The organism is Nocardioides sp. NPDC127503 (assembly GCF_040302165.1).
In the GTDB taxonomy this organism is placed as follows: Bacteria; Actinomycetota; Actinomycetes; order Propionibacteriales; family Nocardioidaceae; genus Nocardioides.
The window spans coordinates 67,438-88,297 of the sequence record NZ_JBEORH010000015.1 but is presented as its reverse complement, the minus strand read 5'-3'; the positions used below and the strand labels follow the sequence as shown (position 1 = coordinate 88,297).

The window sequence follows — 20,860 nt, the reverse complement described above, 5'->3', positions numbered from 1 at the left end:
GACGCTTCGGCCCGGGTTACGGGGTGAGGAGGCCGGTGGCTCCGGCGAGCACGTCGCCGACCAGGCCGGTGACGCCGGTGACCAGACCGGTGACGGGGTCCGTCACGGTGCCGGTGCCGGTGTCCGGGTCCTCGGAGGGATCGCCGTCGGAGGGGGTGGAGGGGGTCGGCAGGATGCTGCCGTCCTCTTCCGGTTCCTCGGAGGGCTTCTCCGCCTCGTCCTTCTCGCCCTTGGGGTCGGTCACCGAGCCGGGACCGATCTTGTCGGGGTCGATGGAGGGCAGGTCGAGGGCGTTGTCGTCCTGGGTGAGCGGCGGCAGCGCCTCGGCCTCGACGACGGTGTCGGCCGGAAGCAGCCCGTCGATGTCGGAGGTGAGGCTGGAGACCAGCGTCGCGGGAAGCTCGGTGATGCCACCCTCGCAGGTGGGGCAGAGCTGGGCGGCGGCCTGGTCGATCAGCACGAGGGTCTGGGCAGCGTCGGAGACGGCCGGCTCGGCCCGCTCGGGCACGTTCGGGCTCAGCTCGGCCAGCTCCTCGACACCATCGGCCGCGAACGTACGCAGCTGGGCGAGCGAGTCGTTGTCCTGGGACTGCTCGAAGTCGCTGATCAGCAGGTCGGAGCCGTGCGCGGCCTGACGCGAGAAGGTCTCGAGCGTCGAGGTGACCCGCTCGGCGTCGGTCATCGGCGCGTCGGCGACCAGCGACTCGGCCTCGCGCAGGCGGGTGCCGGCGTCCTCGAGGATCCGGATGCCACGGGCCTGGGTGCTGACGGTGAAGCCGGCGGAGACGTTCTCCACGGCACGCTTGACCGGGTAGAGCGAGTCGCCGGGCAGAGCGGTCTGGGACGCAGCCGCAGCACCCGCGGTGCCGCCGACGATCGCCATCGCGGCGAAGGCGACGGCCAGCTTGCGCTGCCGGCGCGGCCTGCGCACGGGACCGACGGTGAGCTTGCGCTCGACGGTCTTCTCGATGCGAGGCGCGGGCACCAGCTCGGTGTCGGCGGCCTCCATGAGGCGCTCGCGGAGGGAGACGGAGAAGTCGCGACTGGGGACAGCGGAGTCGCTGAGAGTGGAGAGCGACGAAGCGAAGACGGCCAGATCACGAAGCTCGTCGGCAGACTGCGAGGCACGCCGATCCGTCGCGGCAGCAGCCGCGACCATTCGGTCGAACTCGTCGGCGCGCTTTCGCGCCGGGAATGCCGGGCTCATCGGGGGGTTCCTACTCGGTATCGGCTGTCAGGGATTCGTCGAAACAGCTGCACACAAGGTGCTGCCATGTCGGACAACGAGTCGCCCCGGCCGCGGGTTACGGCAACCGGTCGAGCATTCAAGGTGGTGCGGAACACAGTCATCAGCGGATCCCGTCAGGCATCTGCTTGGCGAGATTGCGAATCCCGCGCAGCTGGAGCTGTTTCACGGCTCCGTCGCTGCGCCCGAGGATAGCGGCTGTCTCCGCGATTGACAGCCCTTGGAGGAAACGCATGATGATGCAGTCGCGCTGCTCGTCCGGCAGTTTGGAGAGAGCGCCGAGCAGCATCTCGTTGGTGATCCCGGCCATCACGATCTTCTCGGGCCCGTCCGAGGAGGAGTCGTGCTGGCCCATGTCCTCGGTGGTCATCTCCAGGCGCGTACGTCCCGCCTTGAAGTGGTCCGTGGCCAGGTTGCGCGCGATGGTCATCAGCCAGGCGCCGAAGTCCTTGCCCTGCCAGCGGAAGCCGGTCATCGAGCGGAGCGCCCGGAAGAACGTCTCCGAGGTCAGGTCCTCGGCGACCTGGGTGGAGCGGGTCCGGTAGAAGAGGAACCGGTAGACCGCGCCGTGGTAGTGGTCGTAGAGGAGGCCGAACGCCTCCTTGTCGCCCTTGCGGGCGAGCTCGACGAGCGCGATCAGCCGGGTGCGGTCGGCCTCGCTCTCCTCCGAGGAGGTGGCGAGCTCGGCGTCGTCGTCCGGCTCGTTGTCGGAGCGGGGCTTGGACTCGTGAGTGCCCCCCGAGCCGCGACGCTCTGGCTCGGCGAGCGGACCGGATGCACCGGCAACGCCGGCGTAGGCGGGTTCGTAGCCCTCGTTCATCAAGAGCTCTACCGCAGCGCGCAGCGCATCCAAGCGACGATGGACGTCATTGGCGCGGCGCGACATGTGGGTCCCTCCCGAAGACTCCCCCTGAGCGAGCCCAACCTTACGGGTTAGGGCATCCCGATGTCAGGTCCCGAGCCGAAGTTGCCTCGGCGTGTGTTGGCAATTTCCTGACAGAGCGACGAATACCCGGCACTGCATACAGGTCGCCAACGGCGTGATCAGTCCCGCCGTCCGCGGAGTGCGATCGCCACCGCGATCGCCCCTGTGGCCGCACCGCCCAGCGCCGCGGTGACCACGCCGGCCCGGGCGGCCTTGCGCCCGGTGCGGTAGTCACGGATCGGCCAGCCCTTCTCGCGCGCGTGGGCGCGTAGGCGCGCGTCCGGATTGATCGCGCACGGATGCCCGACCAGCGACAGCATCGGCAGATCGTTGTAGGAGTCCGAGTACGCCGCGCAGCGTGAAAGATCGAGATCCTCCCGGGCGGCGATCGCCTTGACCGCCTCCGCTTTGGCCTGTCCGTGGAGCATCTCGCCGACCAGCTCGCCGGTGTAGACGCCGTCCTCGGTGGCCGCCACCGTCCCGAGCGCGCCGGTGAGCCCGAGCCGCCGGGCGATGACCCGCGCGGCCTCGACGGGCGCCGCGGTGACCAGCCACACGCGCTGCCCCTGGTCGATATGGGTCTGCGCGAGGGCCCGGGTGCCGGGCCAGATCCGGTGGGCCATGCCCTCGTCGAAGATCTCCTCCATCAGGCTCTCGACCTCCTCGGCGCGATGGCCGCGGATGAACGAGAGCGCCGACGAGCGCGCCGACTCCATGTGGGCCGGGTCCTCGACCCCGGCCACCCGGAAGTAGGCCTGCTTGTACGCGGCCGAGGCGATGTCCCGCGTACGGAAGAACTTGCGCCGATGCAGGCCGCGGGCCAGATGGAAGATCGTCGCGCCCTGCATGATCGTGTTGTCCACGTCGAAGAAGGCCGCCGCCGTCGGGTCTCCAGCCGTCGGATAGAGCCAGGCCTCGATCTCCGCGGCCGCGGCTGATGCCTCGCCGGCGAGAGCCGAGCGGCGTTTGAGGTCTTTTCGCCGCAACTCGGCACGGCGGCGGTCGCTGGCGCTGCTCATTTCGCCAACAGTAGTGGTCCGGACGCCGTGAGGGGACCTAGGTGTCAAGATGGTCGGATGGAACCGCGTGTGACCTTTTACTCCCGTCAGGGCTGCCATCTGTGCGACGAGGCTCGGCTGGTCCTCGAGAAGGTGGTCGGGGACGACTACACCGAGGTCGACATCGACGCCGACGAGGAACTGCGCGAGCGATTCACGAACGAGGTGCCCGTCACGTACGTCGACGGGAAGCAGCACGACTTCTGGCGTGTCTCCGAGGAGCGGCTGAGGACAGCGCTGGCGCGCTCCCCAGAATAACTGTCGATTGGCCCAATACCCTGAACAACCCCCCTCTGCCAACTCCGCAAACACGTGTGCTAGCCGACGGTCTCCGAGTTTGTTCTCACGGTCACAAACTCCGTATGGTGGCTGAGCCGCAGGGCGATCCCGGGCTAAAAAGCCCCCGTCTGTGGCGCCGGCATTGAAAGAGCAGAGCGTGACGGCACGGAGTACGAATACGGGCGAGGGCAGCGGTGCCCAGGACCCCCACCGGGACATCCCCGAGGCGACAGTCGCCCGGCTTCCGGTCTACCTCCGGGCGCTGACCTCGCTCGCCGAGCGCAACATCGCCTCCTGCTCCTCCGAGGAGCTCGCGACGGCCGCCGGGGTCAACTCGGCCAAGCTGCGCAAGGACCTCTCCTACCTGGGCTCCTACGGCACCCGCGGGGTCGGCTACGACGTCGACTACCTGAGCTACCAGATCGCCCGCGAGATCGGCGTGACCCACGACTGGCCGGTCATCATCGTCGGTATCGGAAACCTGGGCCAGGCGCTCGCCAACTTCTCCGGCTTCAGCAGCCGCGGCTTCCGCACCGTCGCGCTCCTGGACGCGGCCGCGCCGATGCAGGGCCAGACGGTCGCCGGGCTCGAGGTCCGGCCGTTCGCCGACCTGGCCGAGATCGTCGCGGCCGAGCAGGTCTCCATCGGGGTCATCTCGGTGCCGGCGACCGCGGCCCAGGACGTCGCCGACGCGATGGTCGCGGCCGGCATCAGCAGCATCCTCAACTTCGCGCCCGCCGTCCTGAACGTGCCGCCCGGCGTCGACGTACGCAAGGTCGATCTCTCCATCGAGCTGCAGATCCTCGCGTATCACGAGTCGCGCAAGGCTGCAGAAGCTGTGGAGACGGTGGACAATGGTTCCGAGGAAGGGATCACCGCATGAGTGTCCTTGTTGTCGGCATCTCACATAACTCTGCGCCGGTCTCGCTGCTCGAGGCGGCGTCGGTGGACGCGGACGGCCTGCAGAAGCTCCTCACCGACGTAGCTGGTTGTGAGCATGTCAGTGAGGCAGCGGTCATCGCGACCTGCAACCGTCTCGAGATCTACACCGAGGTCGAGCGCTTCCACGGCTCCGTCGAGGAGCTCTCGCGCCGCATCATCGAGGGCGCCGGCCAGACGCTCGAGACGATGCTGCCGCACCTCTACGTCCACTACGACGACGGTGCCGTCTCCCACCTGTTCAAGGTGGCTGCCGGGCTCGACTCGATGGCCGTCGGCGAGGGCCAGATCCTCGGGCAGGCCCGCGCGGCCCTGCAGCTCGGCCAGGAGATGGGCACGGTCGGACCGGCGCTCAACAGTCTGTTCCAGCAGGCGCTGCGGGTCGGCAAGCGCTCGCGCGCGGAGACCGACATCGACCAGGCCGCCCCGTCGCTGGTGACCGCGTCGCTGGACCGCGCCGCGCGGGCCGTGGGTGACGTACGCGGCAAGCGGGTCGCCGTCGTCGGTGCCGGTGCGATGGCCGGGCTGGCCACCGCGACCGTCTCCCGGCTGGGGGCCGCCGACGTCGTCGTGGTCAACCGCACCACGGCCAACGCCGAGCGCCTCGCTAAGGAATACTCGGCGCGTTCTGCCTCGCTCGACACGCTGGCCGAGGAGATCGCGGCCGCCGACATCGTCATCACCTGCGCGGGCGCGAGCGGGCTGCTCGTCCCGGCGGAGATGGTCGGTGACCGCAGCAGCCGCCCGATCGCACTGATCGACCTGGCGCTGCCCCACGACATCGACCCCGCCGCGGGGTCGCTCCCGGGCGCCACCCTGATCGACCTGGCCGCCCTCGCCGACGAGCTGCACGCCTCGCCCGCCGGCAAGGAGGTGCTCGCGGTCCGCGACATCGTCACCCAGGAGGTCGCGGCGTTCCTCAGCGCTCGTCGCCAGTCCGCGGTGACCCCGACGGTCGTCGCGCTGCGCAGCATGGCCACCGGCGTCGTCGACGCCGAGATGGAACGCCTCGACAACAAGCTGCCGGGCCTCGACGAGATGACTCGTGCCGAGGTCCTCCGGACCGTACGCCGTGTGGCCGACAAGCTGCTCCACGAGCCGACCGTCCGGGTCAAGGAGCTCGCCAACGAGACCGGTGCGGTGTCCTACGCCGCTGCTCTCGCCGAGCTCTTCGCGCTCGACCCCGAAGCCGTCTCTGCGGTGACCCGGGCCGACGTCCCAGGAGACCACTCATGAGAACCCTTCGTCTCGGCACCCGCCGATCCCAGCTCGCCGTCACCCAGTCGACCCTCGTGGCGGAGATGCTTCGCGCCCAGGGCCACATCGTCGAGCTGGTCGAGATCGTCTCCGACGGCGATCGCACCCAGGCGGCGAACACGCCGCTGACCAGCGCGAACTCGACGGGCGTCTTCGTCAGTGCGCTGCGCGACGCGCTCCACGCCAAGGAGATCGACCTCGCGGTCCACTCGCTCAAGGACCTGCCGACCTACCCCGAGGACGGCATCGAGCTGGTCGCGATCCTGCCGCGCGAGGACCCGCGCGACGTGATCGTCGCCCGCGACGGCCTGACCCTCGGTGAGCTCCCGCCGGGCTCGCGGGTCGGCACCGGCTCGCCGCGACGCGTCGCCCAGATCAAGGCCCTCGGCCTCGGTCTGGAGCTGGCCGGCATCCGCGGCAACGTGGACACCCGCATCGGCAAGGTTCGCTCGGGCGAGTTCGACGCCGTCGTGCTGGCGCGCGCCGGCCTGGCCCGCATCGACCGGCTCGACGAGGTCACCGAGGTCCTCGACCCGATCCAGGTGCTGCCCGCTCCTGGCCAGGGGGCCCTGGCGGTCGAGTGTCGCGCAGGCGACGCCGATGCCGACGTACGCAAGATTCTGACCTCCCTCGACGACTCGCCCACCCGAGCGGCTGTCGAGGCGGAACGCGCGGTGCTCGCCACCCTCGAAGGTGGCTGCGCCGCGCCCATCGGGACCCTCGCCGACGTGGTTGAGGGTGAGGAAGGACCAGAGCTGTGGGTGCGGGCAGTGGCGCTCTCACTCGATGGCTCGCTCTCGATTCGACTCTCCGCATCAGGGCCCCTCGACGACGCCGCAGGCGTCGGGCGTCGGCTCGCCGAGGAGATGCTCGCCGAGGGTGCAGCAGACCTGACCGACGACCCCACCACTGACCCCGGACAGGCTGTCATGGACACGGGCGGTTCCCCCCAGACCGCTCCCGAGCAGGACAAGGTGCACAACGCATGACCCGAGCAAAGACCACCGAGCAGACGGCCGAGCACAGCTCGGCCACCCCACTGGGCTGGGTGTCCTTCGTCGGCAGCGGTCCTGGTGACCCTGAGCTGCTGACGGTACGGGCGATCGACCTGTTGAAGCAGGCCGATGTTGTCGTGACCGAGGCCCCCGAGCACGCTTCGATGGTGCGCGGCGTACTCGGCATCCCCGAGCCGGTCGAGCCGGCCGAGGGTGAAGAGACCCCGGAACCGGTCGGACCCGAGTTCATCGACGGCGGGTTCGGCGTGGACGGCCAGCCCCTGGCCAACGCCGCCCGTGCCAAGGCCGTCGTCAAGCAGGCGAAGCTGGGCAAGCGCGTTGTGCGCCTGATGACCGGCGACCCCTTCCTCTACGCCTCCGGCCCCGAGGAGGCGCAGTCCTGCGCCAAGGCGGGCATCGGCTTCGAGATCGTCCCCGGCGTCTCGTCGGTGTCGGCCGTTCCCGCCTACGCCGGCATCCCGCTGACGACCAAGGACCACCAAGAGGTCGCGGTCGTCACCTGCAACGAGAAGATCGACTGGAGCCAGTACGCCGACAACCGCACCCTGGTTCTCCTCTCCGGTGTCGGCATGATCGGCGACATCGCCAAGGAGCTCGTCGCGGCGGGCCGCTCGGCCAAGACGCCGGTCGCGATCACCCGCGTCGGCACCACGACCGAGCAGTCGACGGTAGAGTCGACGCTGGAGAACATCGCCGTCGACGCTCGTGCCGCACGGATGGCGCCGCCGGCGATCGTGGTGATCGGCAAGGTGGTCAACTTGCGTGAGACGCTTTCGTGGTTCGAGACGAAGCCGCTCTTCGGCTGGCGCGTGCTGGTGCCCCGCACCAAGGAGCAGGCGCCCGCGCTGTCGCTGAAGCTGAAGGGCTTCGGTGCCGTGCCCGAGGAGGTGCCGACGATCTCCGTCGAGCCCCCGCGCAACCCGCAGCAGATGGACAAGGCCGTACGCGGCCTGGTCGAGGGCCGCTACAACTGGATCGCCTTCACCTCGATCAACGCGGTGCGTGCCGTACGCGAGAAGTTCGACGAGTACGGCCTGGACTGCCGCGCCTTCTCCGGTCTGAAGATCGCCGCTGTCGGCGAGAAGACCGGGCAGGCGCTCGAGGCCTGGGGCCTGCGCCCCGACCTGGTGCCGAACACCGACAACCAGTCGGCCGCCGGCCTGCTCGAGGTGTGGCCGGAGTACGACGCGGACCTCGACCCGATCAACCGGGTCTTCCTCCCGCGTGCCGACATCGCCACCGAGAACCTCATCGCCGGCCTGGTCGACCTCGGCTGGGAGTGCGACGACGTCACGGCCTACCGCACCGTCCGGGCGGCCCCGCCGCCCGCGCCGACCCGCGACGCGATCAAGACGGGCAAGTTCGACGCGGTGGTCTTCACCTCCTCGTCCACGGTCCGCAACCTGGTCGGCATCGCGGGCAAGCCGCACACCTCCACGGTGATCGCGGCGATCGGTCCGGCCACCGCCAAGACCGCCGAGGAGCACGGCCTGCGGGTCGACGTGATGTCGCCCGAGCCGTCGATCGAGGCGCTCACCGAGGCGCTCGCCGCCTTCGGTGCCGCGCGTCGTGCCTCGCTGGTCGAGCAGGGCCTGCCGGTCACCAAGCCGTCCGACCGGCGCCCCGCGTCGCGCCGCCGTTCGCGCACCTCCTGAACCGACCGTTCGACCGCAACAGCCGCGTGCTCCCGAGTGTGGGTGCACGCGGCTGTTGCATTACCGTGGAACGTACCCTTTTGCGATGGAGTGCCGATGAGCATCGAGAAGCCCGTGATCCGTCCCCGCCGGCTGCGCCGCACGCCGATCATGCGCCGGATGGTCGCGGAGACGGCCGTACGTCCCGCCAACCTGGTCCTGCCCGCGTTCGTGCGCGAGGGCATCGATGAGCCCGTTCCGGTCTCGACCATGCCGGGCGTGGTCCAGCACAGCCGGGAGACGCTGCGGAAGGCCGCGGCCGAGGCCGCGACCGCCGGCATCGGCGGCATCATGCTCTTCGGTGTCCCGGAGACGAAGGACGCCGTGGGCTCGGGCGCGCTGGACCCCGAGGGCATCCTCAACGTGGCCATCGCGGACGTCGTCTCCGAGGTCGGCGACGCGCTCACCGTGATGAGCGACCTGTGCCTGGACGAGTTCACCGACCACGGTCACTGCGGCGTCCTCGCCGAGGACGGCTCGGTCGACAACGACGCCACCCTCGAGATCTACGCCCAGATGGCGATCGCGCACGCCGAGGCCGGCGTCCACATGGTCGGCCCGTCCGGGATGATGGACGGCCAGGTCGCGGTGACCCGCGATGCTCTCGACAGCGCCGGCTACACCGACGTCTCGATCCTCGCCTACTCCGCGAAGTACGCCTCGGCCTTCTACGGCCCCTTCCGCGAGGCTGTCGACTCCTCGCTCCAGGGCGACCGGCGCACCTACCAGCAGGATCCGGCCAATGCGCTGGAGGGCGTCCGCGAGGCGCTCCTTGACGTCGCCGAGGGTGCCGATATCGTGATGGTCAAGCCCGGGCTCCCGTATCTCGACGTCCTTCAGCGAGTGCGTGAGTCTGTCGATGTTCCGGTGGCTGCCTACAACATCTCTGGGGAGTACTCGATGTTGGAAGCCGCCGCCGCGAACGGCTGGATCGACCGCGAACCGGCGATCCTGGAGACACTCACCGCCTTCAAGAGGGCGGGCGCGGACGTCATTCTGACCTACTGGGCAACCGAAGCAGCTGGCTGGCTGCGAGGCTGACGGTCTCGCTCGATCAGCCGGGTAGCTCTGTGACGTGGAACATATCCTGAGAGTAGACTCGAGCCTGTGACCAATCGAGAGTTGGGCAGCACAAAGCGCACCGGTCGGCCGCGCAACAGTGGACGGGATTCGGCGAACCCGCGAGAAGAGATCCTCAAAGAAGCATCCAGGCTCTTCACCGCTCAAGGGGTCGCAGCGACGACGATCAGCCAGATCGCCGAGTGCGTCGGACTGCGCCAGTCCTCGATGTACTACTACTACAAGTCCAAGGAGGAGATCCTCTCCGCCTTGATGGAGAAGAACCGCGAGTCGCTCACGCTCGCGGAGAAGCTTCTCGAAGAGGACGGCCCCGCCGCTCCGCGGCTCTACGCCTTCCTCTACACCGACGTACGTCAGCTGTGCACCGCCCCGCTCGACTTCTACGAGCTGGAGGTCGCCGCGCTGGCGCAGCCGAAGGTCTTCGCGGGTTTCGAGGAGGACGGCGACAAGCTGCGTGACGCGGCCGCCCAGCTCCTCGAGCTGGGCGTCGCCAGCGGTGAGCTGCGTCAGACCGACCCCGCCGCCACCGCGCTGATGCTGCTCTCGCTCAACGAAGGCGCCCAGCACCGGCTGTGGCACGGCAGGCGCGACGACGAGAAGGCTTCGGCGAGCTCCGACGCCCTGGCCGAGTCCGTCGCCGACTACCACCTCAGCTCCCTGCTCGCCGACGCGTCCTCCCTGGCCGCCGTCCGCGAGCTCGGGCGCGCCTTCGTCACCGAGTACGAGGACGACGAGCCCGCCGCCTGACTCCCCGTCGGTCGAGTCGCCGGCGCAGCGTAGCTGTAGCACGTCGTTCGTAGGACTATTCGCCCTATCAGAACGACCGGATAGTCCTACGAACGACGTGTTACATGCGTGGCCGCCGCCGATCGGCGCTCCAGACATAGGAAAGGGCCCCGCCGGATGGCGGGGCCCTTTCCTATGTCGGATCAGTTGCCGGTGAGGGCGCCGAACAGGCCGCCGAGGATGCCCTTGAGGATCAGCGTGAGCAGGTTGCTGACGGTCGCGTTGACCTGCTCGAGCGTCTTGCCGGCCATCGCATTGACGCACTGGGTCAAGGCCTGGCCCGACTGGTTCGCGCTCAGGAGCGGGTACTTCGCCAACTCACGCTGGCACGCGCCAAGAATCTGAGCGGGCGTGGCGACGACCGTCTCGACGGTGTCTTTGAGCGGCTCGGTCACCGTCTCCGTAGGCCCGCCGGTGCTTCCGCCGTCGTCACCGCCGCCGGTGCCACCACCGGTGCTCCCACCGGGAGTCTCACCGGAAGGGGCCTCGCTGGAGGGGCCGGAGGGAGACTGCGAGGAGCCGCCGCGTGGGCCGGCCTGCTGGCCGCCTGCGCGGAACTCGCGGTCCTTCTGCTTCGAAGACTTGGGAGCGTCCATCCGCGGGATCGCGTAGTCGACCGGGACGGTGCTGTTCGGGATCGAGGTGAAGTCGCCGGAGCGGTAGGCCTCGGCGACACCGAGCACCGTCGTGACGTACGACTGGCTGTGGTTGTAGCGGAAGACCGCTGCCCGCGCGCCCTGGTCGGTGGAGAGGTCGTCGTTGCCGGAGCAGAGGTAGACGGCGCTGGCGAGGGCGGCGTCGTTGATGTCCTGGGGGTTGCGCTTGCCGTCGCCGTCGGCGTCCACGCCGACCATCGCCCAGGTGGAGGGGATGAACTGCATCGGGCCGACCGCGCGGTCGTAGCTGGTGTCGCCGTCGTACTGCCCACCGTCGGTGTCGGTGATCTGGGAGACGTTGCCCTTGCCGTTGAGCGGCACCCCGTAGATGCCGGGCGTGGAGACGCCTTCGGCGCTGAGGCGGTTGTCGTTGGCGCGTCCGTGGTTGGACTCGACCCGCCCGATCGCGGCGATCAGCGGCCAGTCGATCTTGCAGGCGGCGTCTGCGGCGTTGATGACCGTGGCCGCACGCTGATAGGCGGCGAGCGCGGCGGACGGGATCCCGGCGGCGCTGGCCGTCCCGGGCAGCGACTTGTCGCCCTCGTTGGTCGAGGCCGACACGCTGGCCGGCGCCTCGATCGCCTCGGCCGGGACCGATGTCCCGTCGGGCAGGCTGAAGGCGTCGTCGTATCTGGTCCCTGATGCGGTGGCACTCGACTGCGTCAGACCGGTGACGTTGACCGTCCAGGCCGCGCTCAGCAGCGCGAGCGGAACGAGCGCGGTCGCCTTCTGAAGGCGGCTGTAGCGCGAAGCGGACATCGAATCTCCCCTGGTGATCACCGCACTGAGATCGTACGGAGGTCGTGCTCCCTCATACATCGTTCAAACGAACATTCTCACGTCAAAGTTACGCGCGTCACGTTTTACCGGAACATTGCGTTCCACTAAACGAGACGCCAATGAGACGCACGAAGTTGCAGCTCGTGACGCCGAACCCGGCTCCGAAATATTTTGGTCCCAGTATGTGGGTCAAGTGACCAGGACGATTGACCGAACGAGCGAAACGGGTAATCCTCATCACACCGCAACCCGGCGAGAGGATCCGACCGATGCGCCACCACCGTTCGAGTACGACGTGCGCCAGCCTGCTTGTCGCCACCCTTGTCGCTGCTGTGCTGGTGCTCGGGCCATCGCCCGGGCCGGGGCTGAGCAGCGCGAGCGCTGCCTCCGAGTCGGCGTACCTCGTCGGCCGTGGCATCGCGGACGTCACCGGCGAGCCGGGCGAGAACGGGATGATGGGCTACGCCGACCTCGCGCAGACAACCACGGGCATCCACATGCGTCAGCGCGCCCGGGCCTTCGTGGTCGCCGACGCGGCGAGCGGTGAGCGCGTGGTCCACGTCGTGGCCGACGTCGGGATGATCTTCCAGGGCGTGCGCGACGCCGTGCTCACCAAGCTCGAGCAGCGGTACGGCGACCGCTACAGCGAGCGCAACGTCATGCTCACCGCGACCCACACCCACGCCGGGCCGGGCGGGTACTCGCACCACAACCTCTACAACATCACGACGCTCGGCTACCACGAGAAGACCTTCCGGGCGGTCGTCGACGGCATCGTCGCCTCGATCGCGCGCGCCGACGCCGACCTCGCGCCGGCGGACCTCAGCCTGTCGACCAGCCAGCTGACCAACGCCAACGTCAACCGCTCCAAGCAGGCCTTCGACCGCAACCCGGAGGCCGACAAGGCGTACTTCCCCAACGGCACCGACACCCGGAGCACCACGCTTCAGGTGCAGCGGGATGGCGGGCTCGACGGGATCATCAACTGGTTCCCCGTGCACGCCACGAGCATGTCGACCGGCAACACCCTGATCAGCCCGGACAACAAGGGCTATGCGGAGTACGTCTGGGAGCGGCAGGTGCGCGGCGTCGACTACATCGACGACACCGAACCCGACTTCGTGGCGTCGTTCGCGCAGACCAACGCCGGCGACATGTCGCCCAACCTCAACCTGCAGCCGACCGACGGCCCGACCAAGGACGAGTTCGAGAACACCCGCATCATCGGCACCCGGATGTTCGACGCGGCCCGCGACGGACTCGACTCCGACAAGCGGTCGCTCGGCGGCGGCGTCGACTCGCGCATCGTCTACGTGGACCTCAGCAAGGTCGACGTACGGCCGGAGTTCACCCCCGACGGCAAGCCGCACCGCACGTGCTCGGCGGCGCTCGGGGCGTCCTTCGCGGCCGGCAGCACCGAGGACGGCGGCGGCGGGCTGCCGATCTTCAAGGAGGGCAAGGACGGCGGCAACCCCCTGGTCGGGCTGATCTCCGGAGCGCTCTACACCGGGTCGCCCGAGCTCAAGGCCTGCCAGTCGCCGAAGGAGGTGCTGCTGCCCGTGGGCGACCTCGATCTGGTGCAGCAGAAGCTCCCTGTGCAGCTGATGCGGATCGGCGACTTCTACCTGGTCGGGATCCCGGCCGAGGTGACCGTGGTGGCGGGTCTGCGGATCCGGCAGGCGGTGGCCGAGGCGGCCGGAACGGACCTGGACAACGTCCTGGTGCAGGGCTACGCCAACGCCTACGCGCACTACCTGACCACGCCCGAGGAGTACGACTCCAAGGAGTACGAAGGCGCCAGCACCCTCTTCGGCCGTTACGAGCAGCCGGCCTTCGCGCAGGTCGCCTCAAACCTGGGCTCGGCGATGGACGACGGGGTCGACGTACCGCTGGGGGAGAAGGAGGGCGACCGCAGCGTGTGGCAGCTGCCGTCGCCGAGTGGCGCCGTGCTGATGGATGCACCGCAGATCGGCCACCGCTTCGGCGACGTCCTGACCGGTCCCGCCCCGACGTACCGCCCGGGCCAGCAGGCCAGCGTGGTCTTCGCCGGGGCGCATCCCAACAACGGCCTGCACCACGGCGGCAGCTACCTCGCCGTCGAGCGCAAGGTCGGTACGACGTGGCAGCGGGTCGCCGACGACGGCGACTGGTCGACGAAGTTCCGCTGGGCGCGTGAGGGCATCGCGGCCTCCAAGGTGACGATCACGTGGGACGTCCCGCCAGGGACGCCGTCGGGCAGCTACCGGATCCGCTACTTCGGTGATGCGCGCAACCTGCTCGGGACGGTCTCGTCCTTCACCGGCACCTCGCCCGTCTTCGGGGTCAGCTCGTGAGTCGGGTCGCGGCTCGGGTCGTGGGTGTCGCCCTGCTGGCGGCGGGGCTCGCGCTCCCGGGGGCCGCCACGGCGGCGCCCGACGGGGCGGGTGCCACGCCACGCGTACGAGTGCTCACGCACAACGTGCAGATGTTGCCGCCGATCATCGGGGGCAAGGCCAACGGCACTCGGGCGGAGCTGATCGCGAAGGCCGACTACGTCAAGGGCTACGACGTGGTGGTGTTCGACGAGGCCTTCGACAACGGGCCCTCGGAGACCCTCAAGAGCCGGCTCGCGGCGCAGTATCCCCACCAGACGCCGGTGCTCGGGCGCTCGACGTCGGGCTGGGACGAGACCCACGGCGCCTACTCCTGGCTGACCCCCGAGGACGGCGGTGTGACGATCCTGAGCAAGTGGCCGATCACCCACAAGATCCAGTACGTCTACAGCAGCGGCTGCGGCGCCGACGCGCTGTCCAACAAGGGCTTCGTCTACGCGCAACTCGATGTCGATGGCACTCCTGTCCATGTCGTCGGCACCCACGTCCAGGCGGAGGACCCGCTCTGCTTCGGCGACGGTGCGGCCGTACGTGCCGAGCAGTTCGCGGCGATCGACGAGTTCCTGGACGGCCTGGCGATCCCGTCGGGCGAACAGGTCATCGTGACCGGCGACCTCAACGTCGACAAGGCCTCGCCGGAGTACGCCGACATGCTCGCGGCCACCGACACCGTCGCCCCGACGGCGTACGCCGGGCATCCGTTCAGCTGGGACTCGACGACGAATCCGCTCGCCACGGGCGGGCAGGAGCACCTCGACTACGTGCTGCATCGCCGCGGCCACGTACGCCCGCGGGTGTGGACCAACACGGTCCTGACGCCGACGTCGCCGCCCTGGGACCACGCCGGGACGACCTACACCGACTACTCCGACCACTATCCCGTCGCAGGCAGCTGAGGAGCCCCGATGACCGTCACACCCCGACTGCGGAGAGTCATCGCAGCGACTCTGACCGTGGGCGCCGTGCTCGGTGCCACCGTGGCACCCGCCGCCGCCGACCCGGCAACCGCCGCCCCGGCGTACCAGAAGTACGTCGCCCTGGGTGACTCCTACACCGCCGGGCCGCTGATCCCCTGGAACAGCACCTGGTGCTTCCGCTCCAACAACAACTACCCGGCATGGCTGGCCACCGATCTCGGGATCTACTACGAGGCGGGTGCTTTCCACGACGTCAGCTGCTCGTCGGCGGACACGAGCAACCTCAGTCTGCCGCAGCCGACGCCCACTCCGGAGCTCAACCTGGCGAGCCAGTCGCCTCAGCTCGACGCCGTCACCCTCGACACCGATCTGGTCACGCTCGGGATGGGCGGCAACGACTACGGCGTCTTCGGCTCGATCATCACCTGTGGTGACTACCGCGCCCAGGACCCCACGGGTGCGCCGTGCCGCGACCACTACACGGTCAACGGGGTCGACACGCTCTCGGCCGCGCTCGACAACACCGGCCGCAACCTGGAGCGCTCGGTGACCCTGATCAAGGAGCGTGCGCCGGGTGCGAAGGTCGTCCTCGTCGGCTACCCGCGGCTGCTGCCGCCGACCGGCTACTGCCCCGACGTGGTCCCGTTCGCCGATGGTGACTACGCCTGGGCCGACTCCCTCAACCGCAAGCTCAACGCGGTCATGAAGCGTGCCGCGACCCGAAACGACGCGACGTACGTCGATGTCTACGGTCCCGCTCTCGGCCACGACGCCTGCGCCGGCGACGCCGCGTGGGTGCGCGGCCAGTCGACCGACCTCTTCGCCGGGGTCTCGTACCACCCGAACGCAGCCGGGATGCGGGCCACCAGCAAGATCGTGCTCAACGCGCTCGGCGAGCAGCCGGTGGTCGGCGCGACCGCACCGAAGACGCGCCCGGACGGCGCACGGAGCAACCGCGAACAGCAGCGCTGGCTCCGCGAGCACCCGGACGCCGTGCTCCCGACCGACGACGCTCCGGCAGGGGCACGATGACGCCGGAGCGGGAGGCGGTCGCCGATGCCTGTCGGGCGTTGGCGGCCGAGGGGCTCGTCATCGGTACGGCGGGCAACGTCAGCGTGCGCTCCGGTGACCTGGTCGCGATCACCGCGACCGGGGCGTCGTTCGCCGCGATGACCGCGGAGCAGGTGACCGTGCTCGACCTCGACGGGAAGATCGTCGAGGGTGAGCTCGCGCCGACCTCCGAGGTCGACCTGCACCTCGGGCTCTACCGCCGCCGGGAGACGGGCGCGATCGTTCACACGCACGCGCCGATGGCCACCGCGCTGTCGTGCGTCCTGACCGAGCTGCCGTGCGTCCACTACGGCCTGCTGGCGCTCGGCGGCGCGGTCCGGGTGGCGCCGTACGCGACCTTCGGTACGCCGGAGCTCGCCGAGCTGGTCATCGAGGCACTCGAGGGCCGCGCCGGCGCGCTCATGGCCAACCACGGCGCGATCACGCATGCGGCCGACCTGGCCAAGGCGGTCGAGCTGGCCCTGCTCCTGGAGTGGGGCTGCACCGTCTACTGGCGAGCCGCCTCCATCGGCACCCCGCGCGTCCTCGACGAAGAACAACAGGCCGCCGTGATCCACGCCGCCCTGACCCGCAGCTACGGCACCACCCGCCCCTCATCACAGGAGAACTCGTGACCACTTCCCCCACCGTCGTCACCCTCGGCGCACACGTGCTCGACACGCTCGTACGCCACGTCGAGTCGATCCCCGAAGGACAGGACGGCCAGCTGGTCGACGAGATCCGGGTCACCGCGGCCGGCCCCGCCGGCGGCACCGCGCTGGTGCTCGCCAAGCTCGGCGCGACTGTCCGCAGCGCCGGTGCCATCGGGACCGACGCGGTCGGCGACCAGCTGCTCTCGCTGCTGCAGCGCGATGGCGTGGACACCGAGCACCTGGTACGCCGCGAGGACCACCAGACCTCCGCGAGCGTGCTCCCGATCCGCCCCGACGGGTCGCGGCCGGCGTTCCACGTGATCGGGGCCAACGGCGCGTACGGTCCCGACGACGCGCCGCTGGACGTGATCGCCGCGGCGGACCACCTGCACCTCGGCGGTCCGGAGTTCATGGGCGGCGAGGCGGCGGCGAAGATCCTCGCCCACGCGCGCGACAACGGCGTGACCACCTCGCTGGACTCTCTCGCGCCCAACGACCCGGGCATGTTCGAGTGGATAGTGGCCGCGTTCCCCTACGTCGACCATCTGCTGGTCAACGACGAGCAGGCGATCGGCTGGACCGGGGCCGCCGATCTGGAGGCGGCCTGCCGTGCGCTGGTCGAGGCCGGTGCCGGCTGCGTGGCGGTGACCGCCGGCGCCCGCGGCGCTGTCGTGGCGACCGCGGAAGGCGTGACCCGGGTGTCGGCGTATGACATCGAGGTGGTGGACACCACCGGCTGCGGCGACGCGTTCTCGGCGGGTTACATCCGGGGTCTCGCGCTCGGCCGCACGCCCGTCGAAGCGGCCGAGCTGGGCTGCGCCACCGCCGCCCAGGTCGCCGGCGGGCTCGGCTCCGACTTCGGCAGCTTCGACCTCGCCTCGGTCGAGAGCTTCGCCGCCGGTGCCGCGCTCAAGGAGCTCTGAGCGGTGCCGCGCGCAGCGCGGGTCGACGTGGCGATCGTCGGCGCCGGCCTGGCCGGGCTGACCGCCGCCCGTGCCCTGGTGGCGGCGGGCCGGAGCGTCGTCGTGCTCGAGGCGCGCGACCGGGTGGGCGGCCGCACCCTCAACCACGACCTCGGCGGCGGTCAGGTCGTGGAGGCCGGAGGGCAGTTCGTCGGGCCGACCCAGAACCACATTCTCGGGTTGGCCGCCGAGCTGGACGTCAAGACCTTCCCGGCGTACACCGAGGGCGAGGCGGTCTACGTCCGCGGCAACAGCGCCAAGCGCTACGCCGGCGACGTACCTCCGGACCCGACGGCCCTGGCCGATGTCGCGGTGAGCATGGCTCGTATCGACCGGGTCGCTCGGCGGATCCCGCTGGGCGCACCATGGCGGGCACGCAACGCCTCGCGGTTGGACGCGGTCACCTTCGACTCGTGGATCCGCGAGACCACCGTCAGTGCCGCCGGGGTCGACCTGGTCAACATCTTCCTCGGCTCGGCGTACGGCGGCACCGCGGCGGACGCCTCCGCGCTGTTCAGCCTCCACTACGTCGCCGGCATGGGCGACGAGGACCACCCCGGCTCGATCACTCGTGGGATCGGGGTGGAGGGCGGTGCTCAGCAGGATCGCTTCGTCGGCGGGTCGCAGCGGGTCTCGCTGGCGATGGCCGAGCAGCTCGGCGACCGCGTAGTGCTGAACGCGCCGGTGCGTGCGATCGAGCAGAACGGCCGCACCGTGAAGCTGCGTACCGACGCGGGCGTGTGGCAGGCCGGGCATGCGATCGTGGCCGTCCCGCCCCCGCTCGCCGGCAAGATCTCGTGGTCGCCGTTGCTGCCCGCGCCGCAGGCCGCGCTCTTCGACCGGATGCCGATGGGCACCCTGATGAAGTGCGAGGCGGTGTACGACGAGCCGTTCTGGCGCGCGGACGGGCTCTCCGGGCAGGCCACGTTCCGATCGTCCGACTCGGCGATCTGCTCGATGTTCGACAACACCCCACCGAGCGGTGGGCCCGGTGTGCTGATGGGGTTCCTCGGTGGCCGTGCCTGGCGGGCGCTGGCCCACCGGCCACCCCGCGAGCGCCGGGCCGCCGTGCTGCGCACCTTCGCGCGGGCGGTCGGTCGGGAGGCGCTGCGGCCGCACGACTACTTCGAGCAGGACTGGTCGGGCGAGGAGTGGACCCGGGGCGGTCCGACCTCGGTCCTGGCTCCCGGCGTGCTCACCACCCTCGGCGAGTGGCGGGACCGGCCCTTCGGTCTCGTGCACTGGGCCGGCGCGGAGCACGCCGACCACTGGAACGGCTACATGGACGGCGCCGTCCGCTCCGGCCGCGACGCCGCGGCAGCCGTGATCGACGTACTGGAAGGAACTGAGAGATGAGCATGACCGAGCTGAGCGAGACCGCTGTGCTGGCCGTCCCCGTGGAACGGGTCTGGCAGGTGGTGTCGGCGACGAACCGCTACGCCGAGTGGGTGGACGGCGTCCTGGAGGTGACCGACCACCACGGCCAGGCCGAGGTCGGCCGCACCTATGCCGAGCACAACCGCACCCTCGGTCCGCTGACCACGCGGTCGACGTGGACGGTCAGGGAGATCGAGCCGCTGACGACCCGCATCGACACCGGTGAGGGCTTCGCCCCGATGCACGAGATGACCAACGTCTTCCGGTTCCGGCCGGTGGCCGTCGACGGCGTCGAGGACGCCGGCACGGAGATGACGTACACCGTCCGCTACCGCGTCGGCCTCGGCCCGATCGGGGCGGTGATCGACAAGGTCACCCAGCCCGGGCTGCGGAAGTCGTTCCAGCAGTCGATGCGCAACCTGGAGGACCTGATCGTCGCCGAAGGTCAGTGACGAGTCGGCGAGCTCTGGTGCAGGGTGTGGCCGAGGACCCGATCGACGTACGGGTTGGCGAAGACGCCGGTCGGGTCCAGCTCGTCACGCAGCGCGGTGAAGTCACCGAACCGCGGGTAACGCTCGGCGAGGTCAGCCGCCTCGAGCCGGTGCATCTTGCCCCAGTGGGGACGCCCGCCGGCTGCGCCGAGGATGTCCTCGCAGACGGAGAACCAGCGCTCGTGTGGCATCCGGTGGTACTGGTGGAAGGCGACATAGGCGACGTCGCGGTCGTATGCCGGCGAGAGCCAGATGTCGTCGCTCTTCACGAAGCGGACCTCGAAGGGGAACGACACCTTCTCGTCATGGGTGTCGACCCACTGCCGGAGCTCGCGGAGGACGTCGCCGATCGCGGCGCGCGGGACGGCGTACTCACCCTCGCGGAAACGTACGTCGCGGTCGGAGGCGAACACGTTCGGGGCGAGATCGGTGAAGTCCCGGGACGACACCGCCCGGGTCACGAACCGGGTGATCCCCGGCACCAGGCCAGGGAAGCGGGTGCCGACGCGCAGCAGCGCCTCGAAGCCGATGTTGGTGACGATCTTGTCGTCGAGGGTCCTGGCGAGCGTGCTCATCGGGTTGAGCTCGGCGTCGCCCGGCAGCCGCTGGAACCGGCGCGTCAGCGCGGTCGTGGTGTGCGGGAACCAGAAGAACTCGAAGTGGTCGTTGCTCGCCACCAGCTCGTCGAGCCCGTCGAGCGTCTCGTCGAGCGGCATCGGTGCGTCGACCGCGTGCAGCGCGTAGAGCGGCACGCACTGCAGCGTCACCTTGGTGATCACGCCGAGCGCTCCGATCGAGACCCGCGCGGCCTCGAAGAGCTCCGGCCTCTCCTCGCGCGAGCACGTCACGACCGACCCGTCGGCCAGCACCAGCTCGAGCGCGCGGATCTGGTTGGAGATGCTCTGGAACCTCTCGCCGCTGCCGTGCGTGCCGGTCGAGACCGCGCCGGCGATCGTCTGCCGGTCGATGTCGCCGAGGATCTCCATCGCCAGCCCGTGCCTGGCGAGCATCGGGTTGAGCCGGTGGAGCGGGATCCCGGCCTCGACGGTGACCAGGCCTGATTCCGCGTCGACGGAGAGCACGCCGTCCAGCCGGTCCGGCCGGATCTGCAGGCCGGGGGCGACGGCCGCGCCGGTGAAGGAGTGCCCGGATCCGATCGCGCGCACCGTCAGGCCGTCGGCGACGGCGGTCTTCACGGCGGCCGCGACCTCGTCGGTCGTCGCGGGCGTGGCTACGCGGGCGGGGGTCGCCTCTTCTGTCCCGGACCAGTTGCGCCACCGAGTGCTCATTGGGTGGGTCCCTTCTGCGGACGGTCGGCCCTC

19 protein-coding genes are annotated in these 20,860 nt (G+C 69.9%); 14 read left to right on the top strand and 5 right to left on the bottom strand.

Annotated elements, in window-relative coordinates:
- Nucleotides 1–16: 16 nt before the first annotated feature.
- The 3 genes from ABTW65_RS26860 to ABTW65_RS26850 all read right to left on the bottom strand — a co-directional run bounded on the left by ABTW65_RS26860 (nucleotide 17) and on the right by ABTW65_RS26850 (nucleotide 3,190).
- Nucleotides 17–1,207 carry a DUF5667 domain-containing protein gene (locus ABTW65_RS26860; RefSeq protein WP_350665892.1) on the bottom strand — a complete coding sequence of 397 codons (1,191 nt, stop codon included), beginning with the start codon at nucleotides 1,205–1,207 and terminating at the stop codon, nucleotides 17–19.
- A 142-nt stretch (nucleotides 1,208–1,349) separates the two neighbouring features.
- The gene (locus ABTW65_RS26855; protein WP_350665890.1) at nucleotides 1,350–2,132 is read right to left on the bottom strand and encodes a sigma-70 family RNA polymerase sigma factor; all 783 of its coding nucleotides are present in this window, start codon (nucleotides 2,130–2,132) and stop codon (nucleotides 1,350–1,352) included.
- A gap of 158 nt (nucleotides 2,133–2,290) precedes the next feature.
- Nucleotides 2,291–3,190, bottom strand: a complete 900-nt coding sequence (locus tag ABTW65_RS26850; protein WP_350665888.1) for an HAD family hydrolase — start codon at nucleotides 3,188–3,190, stop codon at nucleotides 2,291–2,293.
- A 57-nt stretch (nucleotides 3,191–3,247) separates the two neighbouring features.
- Between ABTW65_RS26850 and ABTW65_RS26845 the strand changes: the two genes are divergently transcribed.
- The 7 genes from ABTW65_RS26845 (at nucleotide 3,248) to ABTW65_RS26815 (ending at nucleotide 10,241) form a co-directional block, all read left to right on the top strand.
- Nucleotides 3,248–3,487, top strand: a complete 240-nt coding sequence (locus tag ABTW65_RS26845; RefSeq protein ID WP_350665887.1) for a glutaredoxin family protein — start codon at nucleotides 3,248–3,250, stop codon at nucleotides 3,485–3,487.
- A 178-nt stretch (nucleotides 3,488–3,665) separates the two neighbouring features.
- Nucleotides 3,666–4,391: a redox-sensing transcriptional repressor Rex gene (locus ABTW65_RS26840; protein ID WP_350665885.1), complete on the top strand. Its 726-nt coding sequence runs from the start codon at nucleotides 3,666–3,668 to the stop codon at nucleotides 4,389–4,391.
- Nucleotides 4,388–5,683, top strand: coding sequence for a glutamyl-tRNA reductase (locus ABTW65_RS26835; RefSeq protein WP_350665883.1), 1,296 nt, complete (start codon nucleotides 4,388–4,390; stop codon nucleotides 5,681–5,683). Before ABTW65_RS26840 ends, ABTW65_RS26835 begins: the two co-directional genes overlap by 4 nt.
- Entirely contained in the window at nucleotides 5,680–6,693 is a 1,014-nt protein-coding gene (hemC, locus tag ABTW65_RS26830; RefSeq protein ID WP_350665881.1) for a hydroxymethylbilane synthase, read from the top strand. The genes ABTW65_RS26835 and hemC overlap by 4 nt, the downstream gene beginning before the upstream one ends.
- Entirely contained in the window at nucleotides 6,690–8,375 is a 1,686-nt protein-coding gene (locus ABTW65_RS26825) for a bifunctional uroporphyrinogen-III C-methyltransferase/uroporphyrinogen-III synthase (RefSeq protein WP_350665879.1), read from the top strand. Before hemC ends, ABTW65_RS26825 begins: the two co-directional genes overlap by 4 nt.
- 96 nt (nucleotides 8,376–8,471) lie before the next feature.
- On the top strand, nucleotides 8,472–9,455 hold the full coding sequence (gene hemB, locus ABTW65_RS26820) for a porphobilinogen synthase (protein WP_350665877.1): 984 nt from the start codon (nucleotides 8,472–8,474) through the stop codon (nucleotides 9,453–9,455).
- Between the two features lie 66 nt (nucleotides 9,456–9,521).
- Nucleotides 9,522–10,241, top strand: a complete 720-nt coding sequence (locus ABTW65_RS26815; RefSeq protein ID WP_350665875.1) for a TetR/AcrR family transcriptional regulator — start codon at nucleotides 9,522–9,524, stop codon at nucleotides 10,239–10,241.
- A gap of 182 nt (nucleotides 10,242–10,423) precedes the next feature.
- On the opposite strand, the gene ABTW65_RS26810 is transcribed toward ABTW65_RS26815, so the two are convergent.
- Entirely contained in the window at nucleotides 10,424–11,695 is a 1,272-nt protein-coding gene (locus ABTW65_RS26810) for a lytic transglycosylase domain-containing protein (protein ID WP_350665873.1), read from the bottom strand.
- Nucleotides 11,696–11,985: 290 nt separating this feature from the next.
- Here ABTW65_RS26810 and ABTW65_RS26805 point away from each other — a divergent pair, with 290 nt between their 5' ends.
- Genes ABTW65_RS26805 through ABTW65_RS26775 form a run of 7 tightly spaced genes read left to right on the top strand, consistent with a single transcriptional unit; the run spans nucleotide 11,986 to nucleotide 19,499 of the window.
- Nucleotides 11,986–14,049: a neutral/alkaline ceramidase gene (locus ABTW65_RS26805; RefSeq protein WP_350665872.1), complete on the top strand. Its 2,064-nt coding sequence runs from the start codon at nucleotides 11,986–11,988 to the stop codon at nucleotides 14,047–14,049.
- Nucleotides 14,046–14,984, top strand: coding sequence for a sphingomyelin phosphodiesterase (gene sph, locus ABTW65_RS26800; RefSeq protein WP_350665870.1), 939 nt, complete (start codon nucleotides 14,046–14,048; stop codon nucleotides 14,982–14,984). Before ABTW65_RS26805 ends, sph begins: the two co-directional genes overlap by 4 nt.
- Before the next feature lie 9 nt (nucleotides 14,985–14,993).
- The gene (locus tag ABTW65_RS26795) at nucleotides 14,994–16,037 is read left to right on the top strand and encodes an SGNH/GDSL hydrolase family protein (protein ID WP_350665868.1); all 1,044 of its coding nucleotides are present in this window, start codon (nucleotides 14,994–14,996) and stop codon (nucleotides 16,035–16,037) included.
- The gene (locus ABTW65_RS26790) at nucleotides 16,034–16,690 is read left to right on the top strand and encodes a class II aldolase/adducin family protein (protein ID WP_350665866.1); all 657 of its coding nucleotides are present in this window, start codon (nucleotides 16,034–16,036) and stop codon (nucleotides 16,688–16,690) included. The genes ABTW65_RS26795 and ABTW65_RS26790 overlap by 4 nt, the downstream gene beginning before the upstream one ends.
- Nucleotides 16,687–17,631 (top strand): carbohydrate kinase family protein, encoded by a 945-nt coding sequence (locus ABTW65_RS26785; protein ID WP_350665864.1) that lies wholly within the window; start codon nucleotides 16,687–16,689, stop codon nucleotides 17,629–17,631. Before ABTW65_RS26790 ends, ABTW65_RS26785 begins: the two co-directional genes overlap by 4 nt.
- A gap of 3 nt (nucleotides 17,632–17,634) precedes the next feature.
- Nucleotides 17,635–19,026 (top strand): flavin monoamine oxidase family protein, encoded by a 1,392-nt coding sequence (locus tag ABTW65_RS26780; RefSeq protein ID WP_350665862.1) that lies wholly within the window; start codon nucleotides 17,635–17,637, stop codon nucleotides 19,024–19,026.
- Nucleotides 19,023–19,499: an SRPBCC family protein gene (locus ABTW65_RS26775; RefSeq protein WP_350665860.1), complete on the top strand. Its 477-nt coding sequence runs from the start codon at nucleotides 19,023–19,025 to the stop codon at nucleotides 19,497–19,499. Before ABTW65_RS26780 ends, ABTW65_RS26775 begins: the two co-directional genes overlap by 4 nt.
- Here ABTW65_RS26775 and ABTW65_RS26770 read toward each other — a convergent pair.
- A complete protein-coding gene (locus ABTW65_RS26770) occupies nucleotides 19,493–20,827 on the bottom strand; it encodes a D-arabinono-1,4-lactone oxidase (protein ID WP_350665858.1) in 1,335 nt (444 codons plus the stop codon). The genes ABTW65_RS26775 and ABTW65_RS26770 overlap by 7 nt on opposite strands.
- Between the last annotated feature and the right edge of the window lie 33 nt (nucleotides 20,828–20,860).

Excerpts from the sequence above, each read along its gene's own strand:
- hemC (WP_350665881.1), top strand. The coding sequence starts at position 5,680 with ATGAGAACCCTTCGTCTCGGCACCCGCCGATCCCAGCTCGCCGTCACC.
- ABTW65_RS26835 (WP_350665883.1), top strand. The coding sequence starts at position 4,388 with ATGAGTGTCCTTGTTGTCGGCATCTCACATAACTCTGCGCCGGTCTCG.
- ABTW65_RS26810 (WP_350665873.1), bottom strand. The coding sequence starts at position 11,695 with ATGTCCGCTTCGCGCTACAGCCGCCTTCAGAAGGCGACCGCGCTCGTT.
- ABTW65_RS26770 (WP_350665858.1), bottom strand. The coding sequence starts at position 20,827 with ATGAGCACTCGGTGGCGCAACTGGTCCGGGACAGAAGAGGCGACCCCC.
- ABTW65_RS26860 (WP_350665892.1), bottom strand. The coding sequence starts at position 1,207 with ATGAGCCCGGCATTCCCGGCGCGAAAGCGCGCCGACGAGTTCGACCGA.
- ABTW65_RS26790 (WP_350665866.1), top strand. The coding sequence starts at position 16,034 with ATGACGCCGGAGCGGGAGGCGGTCGCCGATGCCTGTCGGGCGTTGGCG.
- ABTW65_RS26795 (WP_350665868.1), top strand. The coding sequence starts at position 14,994 with ATGACCGTCACACCCCGACTGCGGAGAGTCATCGCAGCGACTCTGACC.
- hemB (WP_350665877.1), top strand. The coding sequence starts at position 8,472 with ATGAGCATCGAGAAGCCCGTGATCCGTCCCCGCCGGCTGCGCCGCACG.
- ABTW65_RS26805 (WP_350665872.1), top strand. The coding sequence starts at position 11,986 with ATGCGCCACCACCGTTCGAGTACGACGTGCGCCAGCCTGCTTGTCGCC.
- ABTW65_RS26825 (WP_350665879.1), top strand. The coding sequence starts at position 6,690 with ATGACCCGAGCAAAGACCACCGAGCAGACGGCCGAGCACAGCTCGGCC.
- ABTW65_RS26775 (WP_350665860.1), top strand. The coding sequence starts at position 19,023 with ATGAGCATGACCGAGCTGAGCGAGACCGCTGTGCTGGCCGTCCCCGTG.
- ABTW65_RS26845 (WP_350665887.1), top strand. The coding sequence starts at position 3,248 with ATGGAACCGCGTGTGACCTTTTACTCCCGTCAGGGCTGCCATCTGTGC.
- ABTW65_RS26850 (WP_350665888.1), bottom strand. The coding sequence starts at position 3,190 with ATGAGCAGCGCCAGCGACCGCCGCCGTGCCGAGTTGCGGCGAAAAGAC.
- ABTW65_RS26855 (WP_350665890.1), bottom strand. The coding sequence starts at position 2,132 with ATGTCGCGCCGCGCCAATGACGTCCATCGTCGCTTGGATGCGCTGCGC.